This is a genomic window from Priestia sp. 40 (assembly GCF_049368575.1).
GTDB lineage: Bacteria > Bacillota > Bacilli > Bacillales > Bacillaceae_H > Priestia > Priestia zanthoxyli.
Genome location: NZ_JBMPZA010000005.1, coordinates 1,575,001 through 1,598,382, shown reverse-complemented (window position 1 = coordinate 1,598,382; position 23,382 = coordinate 1,575,001). Strand labels below are relative to the sequence as shown.

Genomic DNA, 23,382 nt, shown 5'->3' with positions numbered 1-23,382 from the left:
TAAAAATAAGATATTATGTCATATCGTATAGACGGTTTGATATAATATCTTTTTTGCTATGATGAAATGTAGTGTTAGTTTATATTTGTGACGAAATTGGTAAATAATAAATATAGTATAACTACTTTTTGATTCAATCTATGAACTGTGCTATAATTTTAAATTGGCTATAATGGTGAAAATAATAAGGTATCTAGGAGTGTTTATATGTCAAAATTTGAAATCGGTACTGTTACAAAAGGTAAAGTAACAGGAATTCAACCATACGGTGCATTCGTTGCATTAAATGAAGAAACTCAAGGATTAGTTCATATCTCAGAAGTGAAACATGGCTTCGTTAAAGATATTAACGAACATTTATCAGTAGGAGACGAAGTAAACGTTAAAGTTTTATCTGTTGATGAGTCAACTGGTAAAATTGGTTTATCTATTCGTGCTACTGAGCCAGCTCCAGAAAAAACTGAAGCTTCTGCACCTAAAAAACCTGCTAAAAAGCGTCAAGGTCAAGCAACAGTTCACACTGAATCTACTCAAGGATTCAACACATTAAAAGAAAAATTAGAAGAGTGGATTGAGCAATCAAACCGCGAAGATCTAATTAAGAAATAAGAAAAAAAGAAGGATAGCTTAGCTATCCTTCTTTTTTTAATGTTCCGTTCTAGGTTCTGTACGCTCTACTTCAGCAGAAGGTTTAAATAATAGACCTAGGTTAATCAGTCCTGCGATTCCAACCAATCCATAAATAATGCGGGAGAAAGCAGATGTTTGACCGCCGAAGATTGCTGCTACTAAATCAAATTGAAAAAAGCCAATAAGTCCCCAGTTAATTGCTCCAATAATCGTTAATACGAGCGCAATACGTTGAATACCACTCATGATGAACCCTCCTTGTTTTGTAGTTCACTTATTAGCCTGCTTTTTTTCGAAGTAAATATGCATATTTACTTTTGGAAGATACAGACAAATAAACGTTGATTTGGATGGGGTGAGCGTCTAGTCAACAGGGAATAATCTTTAGGAAGTCAATTTTCTTTACAATCAAAAAGTTGTTCTTCATAATGATGCATGTAATCAAGCTCGTAAGGAGGAGTTTATAGTGAACAATTTTACATTTTATAATCCTACAAAATTAATTTTTGGTAAAGGTCAATTAGAGCAATTAAAAACAGAAGCAAGTCGCTTTGGTAAAAAGATATTATTAGTATACGGCGGAGGAAGCGTAAAACGCAGCGGTTTATACGATCAAGTAATGGATGTACTGAATGATATGAATGCAGAAGTACATGAGTTAGCGGGAGTAGAGCCGAATCCTCGTCTGACAACTGTTCGCAAAGGAATCGATATTTGTAAAGAAAACGGTATTGAATTTTTACTTGCAGTTGGTGGAGGAAGCGTAATCGATTGTACAAAAGCAATCGCAGCAGGCGCAAAATATGATGGAGACGTATGGGACATCATTAACCGCGACGCATTCGCAGCTGAAGCTCTTCCATTTGGAACAGTGCTGACATTAGCAGCAACAGGTTCAGAAATGAATGCTGGTTCTGTTATTACAAATTGGGAAACACAAGAAAAATACGGCTGGGGTAGTCCGGCAACATTCCCTCAATTCTCTATTTTAGATCCGGTTAATACATTTACTGTACCAAAAAATCAAACAGTTTATGGCATGGTTGACATGATGAGCCACGTATTTGAACAATATTTCCATGCTGCAACAAATACGCCGCTTCAAGATCGCATGTGTGAAGGAGTACTGCAAACGGTTATTGAAACGGGACCAAAATTATTAAACGACTTAGAGAACTACGAGTTACGTGAAACGATTTTATACAATGGTACCATCGCATTAAACGGTATGTTACAAATGGGACACCAAGGCGATTGGGCTACTCACAATATTGAGCATGCGGTATCAGCTGTATATGACATTCCACATGCGGGTGGACTCGCAATTATATTCCCGAACTGGATGAAACACGTAATGGATGAGAACGTAGATCGCTTCAAGCAAGTAGCTGTACGCGTATTTAACGTAGATACGGAAGGCAAGACGGATAAAGAAGTAGCACTTGAAGGTGTTGATAAGCTTCGCGAATTCTGGTCAAGCCTAGGTGCACCAACTCGCTTAGCTGATTATGATATTGGTGAAGACAAATTAGATCTTATGGCTGATCGTGCGATGGCTAAAGGTGAATTTGGTAAATTTAAAAAATTAAACAAAGAAGATGTACTAGCAATCCTACGCGCTTCTTTATAAGATTCTCGATAAAAAACGCCGTGCAAACCGCACGGCGTTTTTTCTATTCATGATGGGTAAGCTTTTTCTGCTGTTTGGTTTTTAAATCATCCCGAACGGTTTTATCAGAAAGAGGAACTCCGCTGTAATAAGCCGCTCTTCCTAGTAAATGCCCAGCAATAGGAGAGGTGATAAACACAAAGACAATCGCTAAAATTAACCGTGCACTAATATGGCCAGTGTCAATCCAAAAGTAGAGTAAGCAGCCCACTAATATAAACAGGACGCCTAAGGTAGCACTTTTGGAGGCAGCGTGACTTCTTGTATACGTATCAGGCAAGCGAATAAGCCCAATCATAGTCACAACTGTCAGAAGAGACCCTATTAGTACCAAAGCTCCTACAATGATTTCACTGATCACGTTCATATTCAATCACTTCTCCTTTCTCTAAAAACTTAGAAAAAGCAACGGTACCTACAAAGGCTATGATACCTAGCAGTAAAATGACTTCGAAAAAAGCCTGGGTTCGAAAAATAATCGAGATGATGGCCGTGATAGCAATGATGTTAATTCCGATAGCATCAAGGGCCATTGCTCGATCAGCAGTTGACGGACCTTTTACCACTCGATAAACAAACCCAATAGTTGAAGCAGAAATGAGAATGAGCGAAACGTTTAAAAAAATATCGAGCATTTAACGACTCACCTCCATAATAGCTTTTTCGAATGTTTGCTGAATATCTGTAATAATGTCATCAATATCGTCTGTATTGATTGCATGAATATAGATAGTAGAATTATCATCTGACACATCCATCACCAGTGTGCCTGGCGTTAGCGTAATTAAAAGAGAAAGAATGGTAATTTCCCATTCACTCTCCAGACGGGTTGGCATTGCAAAGATGGCTGGCTGAATATTTAATTTAGGGCGCAATACGTCTTTAGTAACTGCAATATTGGCTTTGAATAATTCTCGTATGAAAATAAACAGCAGTTTAATGATCGCACACACTTTATGCAAGTAAAAACGCCTGTGAAAAAAACGGCGGAAAACAAACAGCAGTACCGCTCCCCAGAAAAAACCTATAATAAAGGAAGGGAGTGTCCAAATCCCTCTCAAAAACATCCATGTGAATGCAATGATTACGTTTAATAATAGTTGAAATGACATGCAGATCTACTCCTTTAACACCGATTGGATATAAATTGAAGGATCCATAAGCGTTTGAGCGGCTGTTGACACATAAGGAATAACAGCTTCTGCACCTAGTCCTAAAAAGACAGAAACAGCAAGTAAGATAGCGGATGGGTATAGAATACCTTTAAGGGATACTTTTTCATGCTCAGAAGAAAGCTTAGGTTCACCCCAGAAGCAGCTCATGAAAATCTTAATGGCAGAATATAAAACAAGCAGGCTTGAAACTAGTAAAACTCCTACAAACGTGTAGCTCTCTGATTCTAAGCCGCCCTGAACTAAAAGGAATTTTCCAATAAAGCCGCTCAGGGGAGGAATTCCTGCCAACGAAATAGTAGCGATAAAAAACATCCAGCCAAGCAGCGGATAGTCTTTAATTAACCCACCCATTTTCTTTAATTTTGTTGTTCCAGTTATTCGAATGATGCTTCCAGCAAGAAGGAAGAGAGCTGCTTTAATAATCATGTCGTGAATTAAATAATAAATGGCTCCTTCAAAACCCGCTTTTGTTGTTAAAGTTACACCGTAGACAATGACTCCGACAGCAATAATAATGTTATAAATTAAAATTTTATTCACATCCGAATAAGCAATGGCGCCTACTGCACCAACAACGATAGTCAAAAGCGCAACGTAGCCGATAATTTGATGAGTGAATTCAGGATGATGGTAAAACAGTAAAGTGAAAGTCCTGAAAATCGAATAAACGCCTACTTTTGTGAGCAAAGCACCAAACAACCCGATGATCACGGGTGGAGGCGCACTATATGAACCTGGAAGCCAGAAATACATTGGAAATAAAGCTGCTTTTAAGGCAAAGACGATAAATAAAAGCATGCCAATGGTTGTTAAAATCCCCGGCTGGTTCGCCTCAGCAATTCGCTGTGAAAGGTCCGCCATGTTGAGAGTTCCTGTTACGGCATATAAATAAGCAACGGCAATGACAAACAAAGCGGATGAAATGACATTGACTAAAATATACTTAAGAGACTCTCGAAGCTGTGCTTTTGTACCGCCAATTACAATAAGAGCGTACGAAGACATAAGCATGACTTCGAAAAAGACAAATAAGTTAAAGATATCACCTGTCAAGAAGGCGCCAAATACGCCTACTAATAAAAACTGCACAAATGAATAAAAGTAAAAGCGTTCACGCCTCTCGCCAATTGTATGAAAAGCAAAAAGAACGCAGCATAGTGTTACGATACTAGCAGTAAGTACGAGAAGGGAAGCGAACATGTCCGCTACTAGAATAATTCCAAAAGGAGGTTTCCAGTTCCCAAGCTCGTGAGTTAAAACACCTTTTGATTGAACCAACTGTACTAAATATGCAGCAAAAGCGGTGGTGGTGATTAATGATAAAACACTGATTATCCTTTGAAGTTTAATATTGTCTTTGAAAAAAATGAGCACAACACCTACAACAAACGGGATAAGCAGTGGGATGATTACAAAATTACTCGTCATGTTCATTTCCCCTTAACTTGTCCATATCGTCTGTTCCGAGTTCTTGATAAGCCCTGTAAGCTAGTACAAGGAAAAAAGAAGTGACGCCAAAGCTTATGACAATGGCAGTTAAAATTAGTGCTTGAGGTAAAGGATCTGTATAAGAAGAAGCCTTTTCTCCCAGAAGGGGAACACTCCCCCCTTTTAATCCGCCCATCGTTAAAATCAACAGGTGAACACCGTGGCTTAATAAGCCTGTTCCAATAATAATTCGCAGTAAACTGCGGGATAACATGAGATATACAGCGGCAGTGAATAGAATCCCTGCCACTATGGACATTAATATTTCCACTATTCACTCTCTCCAATCGTTTGAATAATGGTCATCGTAACACCAACAACTACTAGATATACGCCTAAATCAAACAGTACAACGGTAGCTAAAGATGTTTTCCCGAGAAGGGGAAGGTTAAAGTAGCTATATGTGTGAGTCAGAAATGGGACTTTGAAAATAAATGACCCAAGCCCCGTTAAAATAGCTAGCAGCAGTCCAGAGGCCGCCACCTTCTTATAGTCAAATGGGATGACTTTCGATACCGTTTTTATATCGAAAGCCAGCAGTAGTAATACAAGGGCTGCTGAGGTAGTAAGTCCCCCAACAAACCCTCCCCCGGGTGTATAATGACCTGCAAAGAAAAGATGAATGGCAAAAATGATAATAATGAACGTGACTACTTTCGTTGTGGTTTGTAGTATCAAATCATTTTTTTTCATTCTTCTTCCTCCTTTGTTAACCGAAGACGAATCATGCCATAGATAGCAAGAGCTGCTATACAAAGTACGGTAATTTCAAATAATGTATCAAATCCGCGGAAGTCAACAAGAATCACGTTCACCATGTTTTCGCCGCCTGCTTTTTCATAACTGTTTTCAATAAAGTAATGTGAAATCGATTCAAATAGTTTTGTACTGTTTGCTGATATGCCAAGCAATGTAACGGTCGTTCCTACAAGAAGGGCAACCAGTAAGTTTGGCAGTTGAAACTTCACCCTTACTTTTCGCTTCCGAAACTCCGGCAAGTAGTAGAAACATAGTAAAAACAGTGATACTGATACAGTTTCAATAACTAATTGAGTCAAAGCTAAGTCAGGAGCACGGAATAATACGAAAAATAAAGAAAGCGTATACCCGACAACTCCCAGCGAAATAATGGCTGTGAGGCGTGATTTTGCCAATAAAGTTGTAATAGTAGCCGCAACCATTACAACTGCTAGTATGGCTTCATAAACGCCGATAGAAGCAGTATCTTTTAGATCAATCGCAAAGGCATTCTGAGAAAAGAGCGTTACGAGAATTAAAATGCCTATGAAAGTAAAAATAATTAAAAGATAGTCTCTAATAAATCCTGTCATTAATGTTTTCATGATACGTGTTGAGCCTTTTTCCATCCCTTTAATGCCATAATTATATCCGTTGTTAAGCGTTAAAGAAGAAGGAAATCGTGTATAAATTTTTGACCACTTTTGAAGCGTCATAAATAACAAAACACCAAATGTGATGACACCTAGCGTCATAAATAATTCTGGCGTAAAGCCGTGCCAAAATTTAATATGCACTTGATATTCTTTACCTTCAGCTAGCAGGCTAGGTGCGATAGAGGCCATTGTTGGCTCAATAAGGGTTGATTCTAATAAATTAGGAGCAAAGCCAAAAATAACAACCAGCGATGCTAAAATAACAGGTGAAATAAGCATGCCTACTGGTGCTTCATGCGGCTTCTTCTCCAACTTTTCGGGCTGGTATTTGCCTGTAAAGGTTTTAAAGACAAGAATCATACTATAGACGAAAGTGAAAATACTTCCCACCCAAGCGATGATAGGCAGCAAAATTCCCCACGTCTGCATGCTATACATATCCATTTTTGTCACGTTTACCATGCCTGTAAAAAACATCTCTTTACTTAAAAATCCGTTAAAGGGAGGGAGACCTGCCATTGAAAATCCCCCGATGATAGCAATGGTAAATGTCACAGGCATGAAGCTCATTAACCCGCCTAACTTTCTAATGTCACGCGTGCCTGTTTCATGATCGACAATGCCTACTACCATAAACAAGCTGCCTTTGAAGGTAGCGTGGTTAATCAAATGGAAAACCGCTGCAGTAAGAGCCACTAAGTAGATATTATCGTCTAAAAAATCGTAGTGAATAGCTGCGCTACCTACTCCTATAAGTGACATAATCATCCCAAGCTGACTAATTGTTGAAAAAGCTAAAATCCCTTTCAAGTCTTGTTGCTTTACTGCTGAAAACGAGCCCCAAAACAGTGTAATTAGTCCTGTGATTGAAATAACAAAAAACCAAGTGGCGCTTATAGCAAAAACAGGGCTGAGTCTTGCTAAAAGATAAATTCCCGCTTTTACCATTGTAGCTGAATGAAGGTATGCACTCACTGGGGTTGGAGCTTCCATTGCATCTGGCAGCCAAATATGAAAAGGAAACTGAGCAGATTTTGTAAAGGCCCCTAATAAAATGAGGACTAGAGCTGGAATAAATAGATGACTTGATGTGACCACATCTACGTTTGAGATAATTTCGCGTATGCTGAAAGTACCTGTCATGACGTATAAAAGCACAATTCCTGCTAATAGGGAAAGTCCTCCGAATACGGTAATGAGCATAGATTTTAAGGCTCCGTATTGAGATTTCTCTCGTTTGTACCAATAACCAATCAATAAAAAAGATGAAAGGCTTGTTAATTCCCAAAAGCTGTAAAGACTCATTAAATTGTCTGATAATACAACTCCTAGCATAGATCCCATAAAAAGAAGCAAATAGACATAAAACGAATGCAGCGCTTCTTTTGTCTTTAGAAAGATAATAAATGGAGTAAAGAATAACAAGTGTCCCAATTCCGGTGATTAACAGAGAAAATAGAAGACCGAGTCCATCCACATAAGCATCAAAGTTAATGCCCAGACTAGGTATCCATTTCATTGAATGTAGATATGTTTCCCCCTTAGAAACACCACTGATATATTGTGTGAAATAAATGAACAACACAAGTGGAAGAGGTAAAACGAACCACCCTGTATGAATACGCTGGAATTTCCTATACAGAAGCGGGACAAAAAAGGCTAATAAAAAAGGCGATAAAATCACCAAGTGCAACCACGACAAAAGACAAACCTCCTTGTGATATTCAATTCTGTAACCGATTATATAATAATTTAATTATGCATGCATCCATGCTAATTCTTAGTATCAGCAGAATTTTCAAGGCTTATTAAATAAATAGAAACTCGTCACAAAATCCATAAAAAAAACATAAAAAAATTTTTTTCGACGTATAAAAATCATGCGAAATTGTCACTCTAAGAGTGAGGTGATGGAAATGTATAGGAAACAAATAGCCATCAGTTTTCTCATTTTTACCGCACTATGTATGAGTGGATTTGTGCTAAATAATCACTTGGAAATGAAAGAAGAAAACAGGATGCTAATCACTTCTAAAAGTGAAGCTGAAAATTCCATATCAATAGACTCTTCCCTGTTAAAAGCCTCTTATAAACCGAGACAATATGTAAAGATAGGTGAAATGAACTATATTGCACCATCCGGTAAGCAAATAAAAAACGATTGAAGACCACTCTTTAGTCGTTTTTTATTTGCTTATTATTTGCGTCATCGTGCATGAATTACGTTCTGTAATCAAAGAACATTAGTTGACTTCATAACGGAATTTATCGTTAAATAAAAGGGTACATACAATGATTGCAGTTTCAACAAACTATAATGATTGTGTCAAATTGTAAGTGGATTCACTTGAATTCAGCTAACAGTTTCGATAAAGTGGAAAATAAAGATATTTTAATGGAGGAACAGACTATGACACATGTTCGTTTTGATTATTCAAACGCGTTATCATTTTTTGGTGAACATGAACTTACATACTTACGTGATGCCGTGAAAGTAGCTCACCATTCAATTCATGAAAAAACAGGTGCTGGGAACGACTTTTTAGGATGGGTAGACCTTCCTACGGAGTATGACAAAGAAGAATTTGCACGCATTCAAAAAAGTGCAGAAAAAATTAAATCTGATTCAGATGTATTAATTGTTATTGGTATTGGAGGATCTTACTTAGGTGCTCGTGCTGCTATTGAAATGCTTCAGCATTCATTCTATAACACATTATCAAAAGAACAGCGTAAAACTCCGCAAGTTATTTTTGCTGGTAACAACATCAGCTCAACATACATGAAAGACTTAATGGATGTTTTACAGGATAAAGATTTCTCTATTAATGTTATTTCAAAATCTGGTACAACAACAGAACCGGCGATTGCTTTCCGTATCTTCCGTAAATTATTAGAAGAGAAATACGGCAAAGAAGAAGCACGCAAGCGTATTTATGCAACAACAGATAAAGCGCGCGGCGCATTAAAAACATTAGCGGACGAAGAAGGCTATGAAACATTTGTTATTCCAGATGATGTAGGCGGCCGTTATTCAGTATTAACAGCAGTTGGCTTATTGCCAATTGCCGCTGCAGGTCTTGATATCGAACAAATGATGAAAGGGGCAGCTGATGCTCAAGAAGCATTTTCATCATCAGAGCTAGAAGAAAACGCAGCTTATCAATATGCTGTAGCTCGTAATGTTCTTTATAATAAAGGAAAAACAATTGAAATGCTGATTAACTATGAGCCAGCTCTTCAATACTTTGCTGAGTGGTGGAAACAGTTATTTGGTGAAAGTGAAGGAAAAGACCAAAAAGGTATTTACCCTTCATCTGCTAACTTCTCAACGGATCTTCATTCTTTAGGTCAATATGTACAAGAAGGTCGTCGTGATATTTTTGAAACAATTGTACAAGTTCAAGATTCTCGTCATGAGCTAACAATTGAAGAAGATGCAGCGGACTTAGATGGACTAAATTACTTAGCTGGGGAAACAGTTGACTTTGTAAATAAAAAAGCGTTCCAAGGTACAATGCTTGCTCACACAGACGGAGGCGTTCCAAACTTAGTTGTAAACATTCCGGCGTTAGATGAGTATACGTTTGGATATGTTGTATACTTCTTCGAAAAAGCATGCGCAATCAGCGGCTATTTACTAGGAGTAAATCCGTTCGATCAGCCTGGAGTAGAAGCATATAAAGTAAATATGTTTGCTCTTCTTGGAAAACCTGGTTTTGAAGAGAAAAAAGCAGAATTAGAAAAGCGTTTGAAATAAATAAAAAGTTCACCTTCTTGTTAGAAGGTGAACTTTTTTGCTTTTGAGATAAAGGATAAAAAGCTGGAAAAAGGACATGTTAAAACAGAGGAGGGATAAGATGATTGAATTATCTTCAAGATTAGACGGCACATTATTCAAGCTTTATGAATTAGAAAAAACGCTTAAGCCGCTTGGGTATAACATTGGAGGAAATTGGGATTATGATCATGGTTCATTCGACTATAAGATGAACGATGAAGTCGGCTATCAGTTTTTACGTATCCCGTTTACAGCTACGAATGGAGAACTGGATTCTAAAGGAACAACCGTACAGATTGGTACGCCATTTTTACTTTCACATAAGTATCAAATTGGCCTAGATGACAATGTTCACAATGGAAACGTGGGTGCTTCATTTAATCAGTTTGCAGAACCCCAAGACGCAGACGCTTCATTTCCAGAAAAGTATATCAGCTTAGGAGAAGAGCTAATTAGAGAGGCAGAAGAGGCGCTGCTTCGGTAATTGAAGGGACTATTCTTTTCTTAAACTCTCTAATTTTTTTACAAAAATATGTTCGTACATGACCTGACTAATCAACTCGTTTGTTTTAATCATTTCATTTACCCCCAAATTTTGCGCATTTTGAATATGCTTTTTTGTTAACAGTTCAACGATGCTGTAAATAGAAGGGTTCAGTCCTTGCAGAGCGACTAGCGTAACAATAGTATTCATGTCTGCATATTCTTCTGTCTTATGCTGATCCGCAGTAATCAGCACTTTTTTTGCGTACCGAGCATTAGCAAGTTCTAATACCTCATAGTGAGAGGGACTTCCTTTAATAAAATGAACGCGATCACAGATCATGGGGTTTTTAGTCAAAGAGTCGTCGATAAGAACAATGTCTTCTTTATGAAATGCGTCGCGATAAGACTCTAACACGAGTTTGGCGCGCTCATTCCACCCCACAACGATGAAGTGATCTTTTCCATAAAACTTTAAATTTCCTTCCAGATAAGCGCTCTCGGCGGAAACAGCAATTTTAGAAAGCGTGACAAAATAAGTAGTAATAAATCCCGTTCCAATGAGGACTAAAATAATTGCAGCTAACCTTCCAATCGTAGTGGTGGGAGCAAAATCACCGTACCCTATAGTAGAGATTGTAATAATAACCCACCAAATTCCTTCAAACACATTCCCAAACGTTTGCGGCTCTAGGAAATGTATAAGCATGCCGAAAAGTAAAACAAGGCAGCCGATAATAAAAAGAAGCCGCACTAAAATAGAACGACGAAAAAGTCGAAATAATAGCCATTCCATCATAAAAATACCTCCAGTGATTAGTCATAGCCACAGTATGACCATTTTTCACTGAAGGTATAAGATATCTTTATCTTTTTACTTCGTAATATTCAATCCATTCTTTGTCTGGACCATAGAAAAATAAGTATCTTGCTCCATTTGGCAAAGTTACAATGTTTTCTTCCACAAATGAAACGCCTGCTGATTTTAAACGCTCAAACTCCTCTTCAATTCCATCTACTGCCAGCGCAAAATGATGAACTTTACCTTCATTAGGTAAGCTTGAGTTATACCCTTGAATTAACTCTACGATTACATTGCCTTCTAAACCTAGAAAAGCTAGCTTCAAAGACGGATCGGTATGTGGTAGTGTTTCGATGAGCTCTAATCCCACCTTTTGTGTATAGAACTCAATAGATTTTTCTATATCCTTTACTTGAACGCCTACATGTTCAAATTTTAAAATTGCCATATGCATCACCCGTATCTATAGTATGTAAAAACTATGAAATATATTAAAGAGAAAGGATATAGAAGTCAAGATAGGGCTGCTTATCAGGAAAGGGCTCTTAAATCATATTTTTGCTGGAGTGAATAGGGTAGAGGCTTCCATCAAGCGCAAACGAAATTTTGCCTGTTTCTTCAGATACAACTAAAATTAATGCATCCGATTTTTCTGACATTCCAATGGCTGCACGGTGACGTGTTCCCAATTTTTTGTTCGTTGAAATAATAGACGAGAGAGGTAAAACATTAGCAGCCGAAATAAGCTGATTATTTCTAATTAGGACAGCTCCGTCATGTAAGGGTGTTCCTGGATAGAACAGCGTCTCAACTAGCGTAGCGCTGACAGGAGCTTGAATAGGCATTCCTTTTTGAATAAGAGGATCTACATTTTGTTCCCGTTCAATGACAATTAAAGCGCCGTGACGTTTCTCAGAGAGGTTATGAATAGCTAAGGACAGAGCAGCATATTCAAATGTATAAGGCGATAAGTAATGACGCAAGTAATAAGAGGCGGCCGTAGCTTGAACATCTTGAAATAACCTTCTCATCTCCTCAAAATCACATAGGATACAATGATCACTCGTGTCTAAATGTTTAATTAAATTAGAGGCTTCAGTTGAAATCTGCTGTAAATATGTTCGTACATTATTTTTAATTGTATCGTCTAATTGAAAGGGTTGTCTCTCCATCTTATATAGCTCCTATCTGTCAGTCAGTGTTATCTGTAATGTGTGCTAATGTGGGTGAATTATCCGTAAAGCTTATAAATCCGCTATTAATTTTATAGAGAGATTTTGCGTTTTATTTAGCAAGAGAACATCAAAAGTTGGAGAAAAAAGAAAGCGTTTTATAAACTGATATGTTCACATTTGGGTTAAATTTACATATGTTGTTTTAAATAAAAGTATAGATATTTCTGTGAATTTAAAGTATAGTTTTCTTATCGGATATATGATTTTTAATGTTGACAAATATTCTAAATATGCTAAAATTTTTAAAAAATGCTTATCAAGAGTGGTGGAGGGATCTGGCCCGCTGAACCCCGGCAACCTGCTTAGCAAGGTGCTAATTCCAGCAAAGTGTGTATCATTTTGAAAGATAAGGTGAAAATTTATTGCCTACCCAGTCTTTCAATACGGAAGACTTTTTATTTTGATATAGCGCAAGCGATAATTTGAGAAGGGAAACCAATGACTGTAAACCCCGACTTAAAACAAATTTTTGAACACGCCGAAGCAAAGTAAGAATTAAATAGTTTCGCTGACTAGACACACTAGAGGCGGTTTTATCCAATTCTAGTGGGTAAAACCGTCTTTTTTTATTGGATAACGCGGATAACTAAGAATTGGAGTGGAGAAAATGGCAGACTTATATACGTACGAAAACTGGAGCGATACATTTCCAGAGTTCGACAGTAAAGATGAAACAAAAGGAGCCCTTTCAGCATTGCGGTGGGCGTATGATACCTACGGAGATTCAATTATTTATGCGTCAAGCTTTGGGATCGAAGGAATCGTGTTAATTGATTTAATTTCAAAAGTGAAAAAAGACGCTGAAATTGTCTTTTTAGATACAGGCGTTCATTTTAAAGAAACATATGAAGTGATTGATGCAATTAAAGAACGCTTCCCTGATTTACGTATTCATATGAAAAAGCCGGATTTAACTCTTGCAGAACAAGCTGAAAAACATGGAGATGAGCTTTGGAAGAGTCAGCCTAACTTATGCTGTCAAATTCGAAAAATCATTCCGCTAAGAGAATCCCTTGCTCCTTATGATGCGTGGATTTCCGGTTTGAGACGCGAGCAGTCTGAGTCTCGTGCCAACACGAATTATTTTAATAAAGATGAGAAATTCAAGAAGGTGAAAGTTTGTCCGTTAATTCATTGGTCATGGAAAGAAATTTGGCGCTATGTGTATAAGCATGATTTGCCGTACAACAAACTTCATGATCAAGGCTACCCAAGTATCGGCTGTGAGCCCTGTACCGCACCTGCCTATAATGTAGACGATTTACGTTCAGGAAGATGGGCGGGTACACAAAAAGTTGAGTGCGGATTACACGAATCTTAAATACGAAAGAGCTGAATAAATGATGCTTTTATATGTTGCCTTTATCATTGCGCTTTTTTTTGCAATGAATATTGGGGCAAGCGGTGCAGCAGCTGCTATGGGCGTTTCATACGGCTCCGGTGCAATTAAAAAGCGAAGAGTGGCCCTGTTCATCTGTGCTGTAGGAATTGTGCTCGGAGCTGTTACCGGAGGCGGTGAGGTGGTAAAAACCATCAGTTCAGGTATCATACCTGAAAAACTGCTGTCAGTAGAATTAGTTATTATCATTCTGGCTGCTGCAACGCTGTCACTCTTTTTCGCGAATTTGATTGGTATCCCTCTATCAACAAGTGAAGTAACAGTTGGCTCAGTTGTTGGAGTAGGAGTAGCTTATCAATCTCTGTATGTAGAAAAACTTTTAATTGTCATGTCTTTTTGGATTATTGTTCCGCTAGTTTCATTTGTCATTGCTTTTTTGATTGGGAAAGTGATAAAACGCAGAGCGCATAAAAAAGAAGCAGAGGGAAAGTGGAAAAGAGTTTTAACGATTTTAGTTATAGCGACGGGATTCTTTGAAGCCTTCTCAGCTGGAATGAATAATGTGGCAAATGCTGTCGGTCCTCTAGTAGGAGCTGGGTTAATGGATGCTACAACGGGTGTCATAGCAGGAGGATTGGCGGTGGCACTCGGAGCTCTTTTACTAGGAGGCCGAGTTATTGAAACAAACGGAAAAAAAATTACTCGCTATTCTGTAGGGGAAGGCTGCATTATTTCAGGTACTGGTGCTTCTCTTGTTACAGCAGCTTCACTGTTTGGTTTGCCAGTACCGCTTACACAGGTCACTACGTCTTCTATTATTGGGATAGGCGCAGCGAAAACGGGATTTACGAAAGAACAGCGCGAAGTGGTCATTCAAATGTTAAAGGTTTGGGTGGTATCCCCTGTATTTTCACTCGTAATCTCATATGTTCTTGTGAAATTAGTACTTGAAAGCGACTTATATTCATTTGTGGTGCTAGCTAGTGGCTGCATTGCCACAGCAGGTGTTCTAAGCTTAGCTAGAACGACTAGAAGAAAAAGAGCAAGCTTGCAGTCGGAAAAAGAAAAAATGACTGCGTGATTCAATTGCTTTTTATTATATTGTGTTAATTACTTAAGGAGGATTTTACAAAATGACAACAATTCAAGCACACGGTGGAGAATTAATTAATTTATATCAACCAACATATGACTACACTTCACTAACAAAAGAAATTGAAGTAGACAACATGGCTCTAAGTGATTTAGAACTAATTGGAATTGGTGCTTACAGCCCAATTACAGGGTTTTTAGGAGAAAAAGATTATCAATCAGTTGTTGAAAATATGCGTCTAGCAGATGGAACTGTATGGAGTATTCCTATTACTCTTCCCGTAACAGAAGAGCAAGCTAAAGAATTAAACATTGGCGACAAAGTAAAACTAGTTCAAAGCGGTGTGACATATGGTGTTCTAGAAGTTTCTGAGGTATATACGCCAAATAAAGAAAAAGAAGCGGAAAATGTGTACCGCACAGCAGAACTTGCCCACCCTGGTGTGAAGAAAATGATGGAACGCCCAAATGTATATGTAGCAGGTCCAATCGTACTTGTAGAACGTACACCTAAAACGCGTTTTGAAAAATATTACCTAGATCCAACTGAAACAAGAGCAGCATTTGAAGAACGCGGTTGGAAAACGGTTGTTGGATTCCAAACTCGTAACCCTGTTCACCGTGCGCACGAATATATTCAAAAAACGGCATTAGAAATTGTAGACGGCCTGTTCTTAAATCCTCTTGTAGGAGAAACAAAGTCAGATGATATCCCAGCAGATATCCGTATGGAAAGTTATGAAGTACTTTTAGAGAACTATTATCCTAGCGATCGTGTAGCTTTAGCAGTTTTCCCTGCTGCGATGCGTTATGCTGGACCTAGAGAAGCGATTTTTCATGCAATGGTTCGAAAAAACTTTGGATGCACGCATTTCATTGTAGGTCGTGATCACGCTGGTGTTGGTGACTACTACGGAACATATGATGCACAAAAAATCTTCAGTAACTTTACAGCAGATGAATTAGGAATTACACCTTTATTCTTTGAACACAGCTTCTACTGCAAGAAGTGTGAAGCGATGGCATCAACGAAAACGTGCCCTCACAGCAAGGAAGATCATATGATTCTATCTGGAACAAAGGTACGTGAAATGCTTCGAAACGGAGAAGTGCCACCAAGCACATTCAGCCGTAAAGAAGTAATTGAAGTGTTAATTAAAGGATTAGCAAAACAAAAAGTATCTTCAAAATAAGGAGCGGTTGAAGTGAGCAAATCAACAAACATTACGTGGCATGATGCTGGAATTACAAAAGAGGAAAGACGCGAGCAAAATAATCATCACAGTTTTGTATTATGGTTTACAGGTCTTTCGGGTTCAGGTAAATCTACCGTAGCAAACGCAGTGGCAAAAGCGCTTTTTGATAAAAATATTCGCAACTATGTATTAGATGGTGACAATGTTCGGTTCGGCTTAAATAAGAATCTAGGGTTTTCTGCTGAAGATCGTACAGAAAATATTCGCCGTATCGGTGAGGTTTCTAAGCTATTTGTAGACAGCGGTCAAGTGGTACTAACAGCATTTATCTCTCCATTCCAAGAGGACCGCGCTCAAGTGCGTGAGATCTTAGAGGGGAATGAATTTTTGGAAGTATACGTGGAGTGTCCGTTAGAAGAATGTGAAAAAAGAGATCCAAAAGGCCTTTACAAAAAAGCAAGAAGCGGAGAAATTCGTGATTTTACAGGAATTGATTCTCCGTATGAGTCACCGGCTAACCCTGAATTAACAATTAATACAAGCACACAGTCTGTAGAAGAATGTGTACAAACTGTTATTGAATATTTAGCTAACCGAAAATTTATCTAAATGACAGCGGACTTTGTCCGCTGTTCTAATTCAACTTGAAATTTGGGAGCATTGCGGAGACGTGGAAATGATGGAAGGGTGAAAGGCATTCATGGGGAAAGTATATCTAGTCGGTGCAGGGCCGGGAGATCCAGATTTAATTACATTAAAAGGGTTGAAAGCAATTCAGCAAGCAGATGTTATCTTATATGATCGTTTAGTGAATAAGGACCTGCTGGAGTATGCTAAAAGTGATGCAGATATCATTTACTGCGGAAAGCTTCCAAACTATCATACCCTCAAGCAAGAAACAATTAACAACTTTTTAGTGAAATTCGCTAAAAAAGGAAAAATTGTAACGCGCTTAAAAGGCGGAGATCCATTTGTTTTCGGACGCGGAGGGGAAGAAGCAGAAGCTCTCGTGCAGCAGGGCATTTCATTTGAAATTGTTCCAGGAATTACATCAGGCATCGCAGCTGCTGCTTATGCAGGAATCCCTGTCACTCACCGGGAATACAGCGCAAGCTTTGCTTTTGTAGCAGGCCATCGTAAAGATAGCGAGCATGATGCAATCAAATGGGATAGCCTAGCCAAAGGTGTAGATACTCTTGCAATTTATATGGGGGTGCGGAACTTACCGTACATTTGCCAACAATTAATGAAACACGGAAAAACTTCAGCTACGCCAATTGCATTGATTCACTGGGGAACATGTACGGACCAGCGCACTGTAACTGGAACTCTTGGTACAATTGTTGATATTGTTAAAGAAGAACAAATTGAAAATCCAAGTATGATTATCGTTGGTGAAGTTGTGAATTTTCATGACCGATTAAATTGGTTTGAGAAGACTGGACAGCATTACTATTCGTTTGCACAAGAAGCTTACTAAAGAGGTTGATTATATGGATGCAGTTTTATATGTTTGCCATGGCAGCCGCGTAAAAGAAGGCGCTGATCAGGCAGTTGCTTTTATTGAAAGATGTAAAAAAAATCTAGATGTACCGATTCAAGAAGTTTGTTTCCTAGAACTAGCTTCCCCCACTATTGAACAAGGATTTGAAGCGTGTATTGAACAAGGTGCTACTCGTATTGCAATTGTGCCTCTTCTGTTATTAACAGCTGCGCATGCAAAACATGATATACCTGAAGAAATACACAAAGTATATGAACGTTATCCCCAGGTAGAAGTGTTGTACGGAGAACCGTTCGGCGTGGACGAACGAATTGTTGATATCTTGGTAGAGAGAATCAATGAAACCAATGTGGATAAGCATGAAGATTCGATGGTATTGTTGGTCGGCAGAGGAAGCAGTGATCCTGCTGTAAAAAAAGATTTTAATGAAATAGCTCAACTGCTAAAAGGTAAAGGAGCTTTTAAAGAAGTGAGCACATGCTATTTAGCTGCGGCTTCCCCTAATTTAAAAGAAGGCCTGCACCTTGCGAAACAAACTTCGTATAAGCAAGTATTCGTTCTTCCTTACCTTTTGTTTACCGGTATTTTAATGAACGAAATTAAGGAAGAATTGGAGCAGTTATCAACAGATGACCAGCAGTTTATCTTAGCCAACTACCTAGGTTATCATGATGGACTTGCACGCATTTTAAGTCATCAAGTAAAAACGTTATTATCGAGCAAAGGAAATCAATACGATGTATACCGTTATGCTTGATTTAAAGGATCGTTCGGTCTTAGTAGTTGGAGGCGGAACAATCGCAACTCGTAGAATTAAAGGTTTTTTACAAGAAGGAGCAGCCATTACAGTGGTTGCTCCAACTGTTTCATCTCAAATAAATGAGTGGGAAGCTAAAGGTCAGCTGTGTGTAAAAATAAAAAAAGTAGAAGTAGAAGACTTACTTAATGTTTTTTTTATTGTTGTAGCTACAAATGATAAAGCTGTGAACGAGTTTGTTAAGCAGCATATTAAAAATGATCAGTTGGTTAATATGGCCAGCAGTTTTTCCGATGGAAATATTCAAATTCCTGCACAGTTTTCTAGAGGGAGATTATCGCTAGCAATATCCACAGATGGCGCTAGTCCTTTGTTGACAAAACGAATTAAAGAAGAATTATCTTCAAATTATGATGAGAGTTACACACAGTATACACAGTTTTTATATGAATGCAGAGTTCTTATCCACAGATTGAATGTGTCAAAGAGCCGTAAACATGAGTTATTAACAGAAATTATCGATGATCAATACCGGCTGTCTCTAGTAAAACAGAGGGAATTTTTACAACAGATTGAAAAATATAAATAAAAAAACGGCCAATTGGCCGTTTTTCATTTATACATTTTCAACTTCAATGCTACGAATACCGCTAATTTTTTGAATCTCGTAATACACTTCTGTAGTAGGACGCTGATTATTAACTGACACTTTCATACGTATATATAATTCATTGGTGTCTAAATCTTTGATTCGAATATTTTTTATCGTAATATTCTTTTCTCTAATGCTGTTAGTTGTATCAAAAATATTGTGCTTATCAGCCAGCTTGAGTTGAAGAATAAGCTCTTTCTCGCGCAGTTGCCTAGGCCCTAGAATCGTAATAAGGAAAGGGAGAAGTTCAACGCTGATGATGAGCAGTACAACTCCGGTAATAGCTTCAGGATAAAACCCTGCACCTACAGCAATGCCTATACCTGCTGCCCCCCAGATAATAGCCGCTGTTGTAAGCCCGGAGATGCTGTCATTTTCTTTTCGTAAAATGACACCGGCTCCTAAAAAACCAATTCCAGAAACAATTTGAGCAGCCAGACGAAGCGGGTCCATTGTGATATGATCACCTTTATTAAAAATTTGAGAAGACTCAATCGAAACAATCGTGAGTAAACAGCTAATAATGGAAATTACGAGAGATGTTTTTAAACCAACAGGCTTTCGTTTTAGTTCCCTTTCAATTCCAATAATAAGACCAAGTACAGCAGAAACACCTAATTTGAGCAACATTTCATTTTCCATTATTTTCACCTATTTCAATAGACATTGTTGTTTATATCTGTATGAAAGAAGAAAAACAGATATGTATCAGTATAGTAAACTTTTCTTCATAATGACAGGTGAAATTCGAAAAAATCTGATTATTTATAAAGCGCTATGATCTTTTCTTTTAATTTATATTTTTGAATCTTGCCGGATGCCGTCATGGGAAAGTCGTCTATAAAATAAATATGTTCCGGAATTTTGAAATGAGCAAGCTTACCTTTGCAAAAGTCTTTGATTTCTTGAGCGGTAAGAAAAGAATGTTGCTTGAGTTTAATGCATGCAGCAACTCTTTCTCCATACTTTGGATCAGGAATGCCGACAATTTGCACATCTTCTACCTCGGGTATTCTATATAAAAACTCTTCAATTTCTCTTGGGTAAATATTTTCGCCTCCTCTAATAATCATATCTTTTAAACGTCCCGTAATTCTTACATAGCCATCTTTATCGATGGTAGCTAAATCTCCTGTATGTAGCCAACCTTCTACAATTGTGTTTTCTGTTTCCTCCGGCATTTTATAATACCCTTTCATTGTTAAATATCCTTTTGCACAAAGTTCTCCTTGTTCTCCGAAAGAAGCTTGTTTACCTGTAACTGGATTAATAATTTGAATCTGTACATGATCATGCACTTTGCCAACCGTTTGTACTCGCCGCTCGATAGAATCAGTTGGGGTTGTTTGGGTAATTACAGGAGATGTTTCGGTTTGACCATAGGCGATAGTAATTTCGTTGATACCCATGTCATTTATGACTCGCTTCATTACTTCTGCTGGACAATTAGAACCAGCCATGATTCCTGTGCGAAGAGTAGATAAATCATATTGATTAAATTCAAGTGCATTTAATTCCGCAATAAACATAGTTGGTACACCGTGAAGCGCTGTACATTTTTCTTTCTCTACGGTGCGTAAAACAGAGGAAGGCTGAAATTCAATAATCGGTAGCATAGTAGCACCTACGGATACGCATGCTAGAACGCCCAGCACACATCCAAAACAATGAAAGAAAGGAACTGGGATACATAAGCGGTCTTCGTTAGTCAGTTTCATAGACTGAGCAACTAAAAAGCCGTTGTTTACTATATTATGGTGACTTAGCATAACTCCTTTTGGAAAACCTGTTGTTCCGGAAGTGTATTGCATATTGATAACTTCATGGATATGTAGGGATTGCTCATGCTTATCGAGAACCTCATCCGATACCATTGAGCTACTCATTAAGAACTCGTCCCAAGAAGTATGTTTGCTTGATCCACTTAAGTTTATAAGATGTTTTAGTTTGGGAAGATTATGTTCAATACCGGTGATAATAGACGTATAAGAAGTGCTTTTAAATTCATCAATGAAAAATAGCGCTGCTGTATCAGAATGACTCAATACATACTCTAATTCAGAGGATTGGTAGCTTGTATTAAGGGTAACCAAAACAGCGCCTATTCTAGCTGCTGCGAATTGCAGAAGCAACCATTCCGGCACATTGGTAGCCCAGATAGCGATATGATCGCCTTTTTTGAGACCGGTGGCTAGAAGTGCCTTTGCAACTCGAGAGGTTTCTTGATAAAACTCTGCGTACGTATAGCGAATATTTTGTTCAGAGTAGATAACCGCTTCTTGATGCCCAAACTTTTTTGTACTTTCTTTTAAAAGTTCTCCAACCGTTAATTCAAGCAATGGTTTCATTTGGTTTCCTCCTTGAATAATGTTAAAGTATACATGAAAGCGTTTTCTAAAAGTAGTTTATCAAATTTAAAGAAAGTGTTCCAAAAAATCATTCGACAAATTCCTTCACTGTCCATCGCAGGTATGAAGAAGGGGGGGGGACTAAATTTATCGTATTGATTTCAATAAGTAAGTATACCGAATGCGAATATTGTAATAAAATAAAGAAATGTCTCCTTTTTATAAGAAGACAACGTAACATCATGTTAATAAAGAATGGTATAAAAATATGAAGTAAACAAACAAAAAATCATGCTGAATGTTGAAAGTGAAATAAATGAAAGGCCGTTGACTTTGCCTTCTTTATTAGACATTTGAATTGATTCCCAATAAGCAAGTGAAATTAAGAGAATAGACATACAAAAGGACAAATAGAGTGCAGCTGCAATTAAGGTATCCAAGTGAACGCCTCCTTGGCGGATAATGATTTAATAGACATTATGCTAGTTTGGGTCTAGATATGCTAGTATCTATTAATTGGCTAACGTTTCGTGTATGAGAAAATAGTTTTTAAAAATATATCGAAAAACTATTGCACAATAAAAGAAGGCATGGTATATTATTAAATGTCGCTAAGATGAACTGCTGAAGCAAACATCGAAGTGATAAATAAAAAAACTTGTTGACAACTAGGTTGCAACTTGTTATGATAGTAAAGTCGCTTAAGAGCGGCGGTTGAACTTTGAAAACTGAACAAAGCGACAAACGTCAACGTTAATTTTTATTTTTTAAATTGAGCAAGTCAAACATTTCTTCGGAGAGTTTGATCCTGGCTCAGGATGAACGCTGGCGGCGTGCCTAATACATGCAAGTCGAGCGAACTGATTAGAAGCTTGCTTCTATGACGTTAGCGGCGGACGGGTGAGTAACACGTGGGCAACCTGCCTGTAAGACTGGGATAACTTCGGGAAACCGAAGCTAATACCGGATAGGATCTTCTCCTTCATGGGAGATGATTGAAAGATGGTTTCGGCTATCACTTACAGATGGGCCCGCGGTGCATTAGCTAGTTGGTGAGGTAACGGCTCACCAAGGCAACGATGCATAGCCGACCTGAGAGGGTGATCGGCCACACTGGGACTGAGACACGGCCCAGACTCCTACGGGAGGCAGCAGTAGGGAATCTTCCGCAATGGACGAAAGTCTGACGGAGCAACGCCGCGTGAGTGATGAAGGCTTTCGGGTCGTAAAACTCTGTTGTTAGGGAAGAACAAGTACGAGAGTAACTGCTCGTACCTTGACGGTACCTAACCAGAAAGCCACGGCTAACTACGTGCCAGCAGCCGCGGTAATACGTAGGTGGCAAGCGTTATCCGGAATTATTGGGCGTAAAGCGCGCGCAGGCGGTTTCTTAAGTCTGATGTGAAAGCCCACGGCTCAACCGTGGAGGGTCATTGGAAACTGGGGAACTTGAGTGCAGAAGAGAAAAGCGGAATTCCACGTGTAGCGGTGAAATGCGTAGAGATGTGGAGGAACACCAGTGGCGAAGGCGGCTTTTTGGTCTGTAACTGACGCTGAGGCGCGAAAGCGTGGGGAGCAAACAGGATTAGATACCCTGGTAGTCCACGCCGTAAACGATGAGTGCTAAGTGTTAGAGGGTTTCCGCCCTTTAGTGCTGCAGCTAACGCATTAAGCACTCCGCCTGGGGAGTACGGTCGCAAGACTGAAACTCAAAGGAATTGACGGGGGCCCGCACAAGCGGTGGAGCATGTGGTTTAATTCGAAGCAACGCGAAGAACCTTACCAGGTCTTGACATCCTCTGACAACTCTAGAGATAGAGCGTTCCCCTTCGGGGGA

At 38.6% G+C, this 23,382-nt stretch carries 25 protein-coding genes, 1 rRNA gene, 1 pseudogene and 1 riboswitch (1 of these 28 only partly in view); of the genes and pseudogenes, 13 read left to right on the top strand and 14 right to left on the bottom strand.

From position 1 onward, the window contains the following. Positions 1-207 precede the first annotated feature (207 nt). Positions 208-609 carry a S1 domain-containing post-transcriptional regulator GSP13 gene (gene yugI / locus ACO1DI_RS09400; protein WP_013059599.1) on the top strand — a complete coding sequence of 134 codons (402 nt, stop codon included), beginning with the start codon at positions 208-210 and terminating at the stop codon, positions 607-609. A gap of 36 nt (positions 610-645) precedes the next feature. Here the strand turns inward: yugI and ACO1DI_RS09395 are convergent, their stop codons facing one another. Continuing rightward, positions 646-876, bottom strand: a complete 231-nt coding sequence (locus ACO1DI_RS09395; RefSeq protein ID WP_013059598.1) for a DUF378 domain-containing protein — start codon at positions 874-876, stop codon at positions 646-648. A gap of 220 nt (positions 877-1,096) precedes the next feature. Here ACO1DI_RS09395 and ACO1DI_RS09390 point away from each other — a divergent pair, with 220 nt between their 5' ends. After that, positions 1,097-2,260 carry an iron-containing alcohol dehydrogenase gene (locus ACO1DI_RS09390; protein ID WP_226701652.1) on the top strand — a complete coding sequence of 388 codons (1,164 nt, stop codon included), beginning with the start codon at positions 1,097-1,099 and terminating at the stop codon, positions 2,258-2,260. A 43-nt stretch (positions 2,261-2,303) separates the two neighbouring features. Here ACO1DI_RS09390 and mnhG read toward each other — a convergent pair whose 3' ends face one another. The 7 genes and pseudogenes from mnhG to ACO1DI_RS09355 all read right to left on the bottom strand — a co-directional run bounded on the left by mnhG (position 2,304) and on the right by ACO1DI_RS09355 (position 8,058). Continuing rightward, complete coding sequence (mnhG, locus tag ACO1DI_RS09385; protein WP_013085304.1) at positions 2,304-2,666, bottom strand: monovalent cation/H(+) antiporter subunit G; 363 nt, start codon at positions 2,664-2,666, stop codon at positions 2,304-2,306. Continuing rightward, the gene (locus tag ACO1DI_RS09380; RefSeq protein WP_013059595.1) at positions 2,650-2,934 is read right to left on the bottom strand and encodes a Na(+)/H(+) antiporter subunit F1; all 285 of its coding nucleotides are present in this window, start codon (positions 2,932-2,934) and stop codon (positions 2,650-2,652) included. Before ACO1DI_RS09380 ends, mnhG begins: the two co-directional genes overlap by 17 nt. Further along, positions 2,935-3,411: a Na+/H+ antiporter subunit E gene (locus tag ACO1DI_RS09375; RefSeq protein WP_042991837.1), complete on the bottom strand. Its 477-nt coding sequence runs from the start codon at positions 3,409-3,411 to the stop codon at positions 2,935-2,937. It abuts the gene before it with no gap. A 6-nt stretch (positions 3,412-3,417) separates the two neighbouring features. Continuing rightward, positions 3,418-4,902, bottom strand: coding sequence for a Na+/H+ antiporter subunit D (locus tag ACO1DI_RS09370; protein WP_115655021.1), 1,485 nt, complete (start codon positions 4,900-4,902; stop codon positions 3,418-3,420). Continuing rightward, complete coding sequence (locus ACO1DI_RS09365; RefSeq protein ID WP_013059592.1) at positions 4,892-5,233, bottom strand: Na(+)/H(+) antiporter subunit C; 342 nt, start codon at positions 5,231-5,233, stop codon at positions 4,892-4,894. Before ACO1DI_RS09365 ends, ACO1DI_RS09370 begins: the two co-directional genes overlap by 11 nt. After that, on the bottom strand, positions 5,233-5,655 hold the full coding sequence (locus tag ACO1DI_RS09360) for a Na(+)/H(+) antiporter subunit B (protein ID WP_013085301.1): 423 nt from the start codon (positions 5,653-5,655) through the stop codon (positions 5,233-5,235). Before ACO1DI_RS09360 ends, ACO1DI_RS09365 begins: the two co-directional genes overlap by 1 nt. After that, positions 5,652-8,058: pseudogene (locus tag ACO1DI_RS09355) on the bottom strand (Na+/H+ antiporter subunit A). The gene ACO1DI_RS09360 and the pseudogene ACO1DI_RS09355 overlap by 4 nt, the downstream one beginning before the upstream one ends. A 265-nt stretch (positions 8,059-8,323) precedes the next feature. Here ACO1DI_RS09355 and ACO1DI_RS09350 point away from each other — a divergent pair. The 3 genes from ACO1DI_RS09350 (at position 8,324) to ACO1DI_RS09340 (ending at position 10,621) form a co-directional block, all read left to right on the top strand. Then, entirely contained in the window at positions 8,324-8,521 is a 198-nt protein-coding gene (locus tag ACO1DI_RS09350) for a hypothetical protein (protein WP_232216947.1), read from the top strand. 245 nt (positions 8,522-8,766) lie between these two features. After that, positions 8,767-10,116 carry a glucose-6-phosphate isomerase gene (locus ACO1DI_RS09345; protein ID WP_028412606.1) on the top strand — a complete coding sequence of 450 codons (1,350 nt, stop codon included), beginning with the start codon at positions 8,767-8,769 and terminating at the stop codon, positions 10,114-10,116. 100 nt (positions 10,117-10,216) lie between these two features. Next, positions 10,217-10,621 (top strand): YugN-like family protein, encoded by a 405-nt coding sequence (locus ACO1DI_RS09340; RefSeq protein WP_014457925.1) that lies wholly within the window; start codon positions 10,217-10,219, stop codon positions 10,619-10,621. Positions 10,622-10,630: 9 nt separating this feature from the next. Here ACO1DI_RS09340 and ACO1DI_RS09335 read toward each other — a convergent pair whose 3' ends face one another. From ACO1DI_RS09335 to cdaS, 3 genes are all read right to left on the bottom strand, one after another. Further along, complete coding sequence (locus ACO1DI_RS09335) at positions 10,631-11,419, bottom strand: potassium channel family protein (protein ID WP_014457926.1); 789 nt, start codon at positions 11,417-11,419, stop codon at positions 10,631-10,633. A gap of 67 nt (positions 11,420-11,486) precedes the next feature. Beyond that, on the bottom strand, positions 11,487-11,870 hold the full coding sequence (locus ACO1DI_RS09330; RefSeq protein ID WP_014457927.1) for a VOC family protein: 384 nt from the start codon (positions 11,868-11,870) through the stop codon (positions 11,487-11,489). A 97-nt stretch (positions 11,871-11,967) separates the two neighbouring features. After that, positions 11,968-12,594, bottom strand: coding sequence for a sporulation-specific diadenylate cyclase CdaS (cdaS, locus tag ACO1DI_RS09325; protein ID WP_028412605.1), 627 nt, complete (start codon positions 12,592-12,594; stop codon positions 11,968-11,970). Positions 12,595-12,907: 313 nt separating this feature from the next. Further along, positions 12,908-13,010: riboswitch (SAM riboswitch) on the top strand. 254 nt (positions 13,011-13,264) lie between these two features. Here cdaS and ACO1DI_RS09320 point away from each other — a divergent pair. The 7 genes from ACO1DI_RS09320 to ACO1DI_RS09290 all read left to right on the top strand — a co-directional run bounded on the left by ACO1DI_RS09320 (position 13,265) and on the right by ACO1DI_RS09290 (position 19,134). After that, complete coding sequence (locus ACO1DI_RS09320) at positions 13,265-13,978, top strand: phosphoadenylyl-sulfate reductase (RefSeq protein WP_014457929.1); 714 nt, start codon at positions 13,265-13,267, stop codon at positions 13,976-13,978. Between the two features lie 19 nt (positions 13,979-13,997). Next, positions 13,998-15,077: an inorganic phosphate transporter gene (locus ACO1DI_RS09315; RefSeq protein WP_028412603.1), complete on the top strand. Its 1,080-nt coding sequence runs from the start codon at positions 13,998-14,000 to the stop codon at positions 15,075-15,077. 52 nt (positions 15,078-15,129) lie between these two features. Then, a complete protein-coding gene (gene sat, locus ACO1DI_RS09310) occupies positions 15,130-16,281 on the top strand; it encodes a sulfate adenylyltransferase (protein ID WP_014457931.1) in 1,152 nt (383 codons plus the stop codon). A gap of 12 nt (positions 16,282-16,293) precedes the next feature. Then, positions 16,294-16,893: an adenylyl-sulfate kinase gene (gene cysC, locus ACO1DI_RS09305; protein WP_014457932.1), complete on the top strand. Its 600-nt coding sequence runs from the start codon at positions 16,294-16,296 to the stop codon at positions 16,891-16,893. A gap of 91 nt (positions 16,894-16,984) precedes the next feature. Continuing rightward, positions 16,985-17,764 (top strand): uroporphyrinogen-III C-methyltransferase, encoded by a 780-nt coding sequence (gene cobA, locus ACO1DI_RS09300; protein WP_014457933.1) that lies wholly within the window; start codon positions 16,985-16,987, stop codon positions 17,762-17,764. A gap of 13 nt (positions 17,765-17,777) precedes the next feature. Then, the gene (locus ACO1DI_RS09295) at positions 17,778-18,545 is read left to right on the top strand and encodes a sirohydrochlorin chelatase (protein ID WP_042991840.1); all 768 of its coding nucleotides are present in this window, start codon (positions 17,778-17,780) and stop codon (positions 18,543-18,545) included. Then, positions 18,526-19,134 carry an NAD(P)-binding protein gene (locus ACO1DI_RS09290; RefSeq protein WP_226556337.1) on the top strand — a complete coding sequence of 203 codons (609 nt, stop codon included), beginning with the start codon at positions 18,526-18,528 and terminating at the stop codon, positions 19,132-19,134. The genes ACO1DI_RS09295 and ACO1DI_RS09290 overlap by 20 nt, the downstream gene beginning before the upstream one ends. Before the next feature lie 27 nt (positions 19,135-19,161). Here ACO1DI_RS09290 and ACO1DI_RS09285 read toward each other — a convergent pair whose 3' ends face one another. The 3 genes from ACO1DI_RS09285 to ACO1DI_RS09275 form a co-directional block, all read right to left on the bottom strand. Then, positions 19,162-19,839 carry an MgtC/SapB family protein gene (locus ACO1DI_RS09285; protein WP_042991842.1) on the bottom strand — a complete coding sequence of 226 codons (678 nt, stop codon included), beginning with the start codon at positions 19,837-19,839 and terminating at the stop codon, positions 19,162-19,164. A 119-nt stretch (positions 19,840-19,958) separates the two neighbouring features. Then, positions 19,959-21,545 carry an AMP-binding protein gene (locus tag ACO1DI_RS09280; RefSeq protein WP_209367965.1) on the bottom strand — a complete coding sequence of 529 codons (1,587 nt, stop codon included), beginning with the start codon at positions 21,543-21,545 and terminating at the stop codon, positions 19,959-19,961. A gap of 245 nt (positions 21,546-21,790) precedes the next feature. Further along, on the bottom strand, positions 21,791-21,985 hold the full coding sequence (locus tag ACO1DI_RS09275) for a hypothetical protein (protein ID WP_013059575.1): 195 nt from the start codon (positions 21,983-21,985) through the stop codon (positions 21,791-21,793). Positions 21,986-22,335: 350 nt separating this feature from the next. On the opposite strand from ACO1DI_RS09275, the gene ACO1DI_RS09270 reads away from it, so the two are divergent. Then, positions 22,336-23,382: ribosomal RNA gene (locus ACO1DI_RS09270) — 16S ribosomal RNA — on the top strand; it runs 505 nt beyond the window's last position.

Coding starts and splice junctions, on each gene's coding strand:
- yugI (WP_013059599.1), top strand. CDS start 208: ATGTCAAAATTTGAAATCGGTACTGTTACAAAAGGTAAAGTAACAGGA.
- ACO1DI_RS09395 (WP_013059598.1), bottom strand. CDS start 876: ATGAGTGGTATTCAACGTATTGCGCTCGTATTAACGATTATTGGAGCA.
- mnhG (WP_013085304.1), bottom strand. CDS start 2,666: ATGAACGTGATCAGTGAAATCATTGTAGGAGCTTTGGTACTAATAGGG.
- ACO1DI_RS09380 (WP_013059595.1), bottom strand. CDS start 2,934: ATGCTCGATATTTTTTTAAACGTTTCGCTCATTCTCATTTCTGCTTCA.
- ACO1DI_RS09375 (WP_042991837.1), bottom strand. CDS start 3,411: ATGTCATTTCAACTATTATTAAACGTAATCATTGCATTCACATGGATG.
- ACO1DI_RS09370 (WP_115655021.1), bottom strand. CDS start 4,902: ATGACGAGTAATTTTGTAATCATCCCACTGCTTATCCCGTTTGTTGTA.
- ACO1DI_RS09360 (WP_013085301.1), bottom strand. CDS start 5,655: ATGAAAAAAAATGATTTGATACTACAAACCACAACGAAAGTAGTCACG.
- ACO1DI_RS09350 (WP_232216947.1), top strand. CDS start 8,324: ATGAGTGGATTTGTGCTAAATAATCACTTGGAAATGAAAGAAGAAAAC.
- ACO1DI_RS09345 (WP_028412606.1), top strand. CDS start 8,767: ATGACACATGTTCGTTTTGATTATTCAAACGCGTTATCATTTTTTGGT.
- ACO1DI_RS09340 (WP_014457925.1), top strand. CDS start 10,217: ATGATTGAATTATCTTCAAGATTAGACGGCACATTATTCAAGCTTTAT.
- ACO1DI_RS09335 (WP_014457926.1), bottom strand. CDS start 11,419: ATGATGGAATGGCTATTATTTCGACTTTTTCGTCGTTCTATTTTAGTG.
- ACO1DI_RS09330 (WP_014457927.1), bottom strand. CDS start 11,870: ATGGCAATTTTAAAATTTGAACATGTAGGCGTTCAAGTAAAGGATATA.
- cdaS (WP_028412605.1), bottom strand. CDS start 12,594: ATGGAGAGACAACCCTTTCAATTAGACGATACAATTAAAAATAATGTA.
- ACO1DI_RS09320 (WP_014457929.1), top strand. CDS start 13,265: ATGGCAGACTTATATACGTACGAAAACTGGAGCGATACATTTCCAGAG.
- ACO1DI_RS09315 (WP_028412603.1), top strand. CDS start 13,998: ATGATGCTTTTATATGTTGCCTTTATCATTGCGCTTTTTTTTGCAATG.
- sat (WP_014457931.1), top strand. CDS start 15,130: ATGACAACAATTCAAGCACACGGTGGAGAATTAATTAATTTATATCAA.
- cobA (WP_014457933.1), top strand. CDS start 16,985: ATGGGGAAAGTATATCTAGTCGGTGCAGGGCCGGGAGATCCAGATTTA.
- ACO1DI_RS09295 (WP_042991840.1), top strand. CDS start 17,778: ATGGATGCAGTTTTATATGTTTGCCATGGCAGCCGCGTAAAAGAAGGC.
- ACO1DI_RS09290 (WP_226556337.1), top strand. CDS start 18,526: ATGTATACCGTTATGCTTGATTTAAAGGATCGTTCGGTCTTAGTAGTT.
- ACO1DI_RS09285 (WP_042991842.1), bottom strand. CDS start 19,839: ATGGAAAATGAAATGTTGCTCAAATTAGGTGTTTCTGCTGTACTTGGT.
- ACO1DI_RS09280 (WP_209367965.1), bottom strand. CDS start 21,545: ATGAAACCATTGCTTGAATTAACGGTTGGAGAACTTTTAAAAGAAAGT.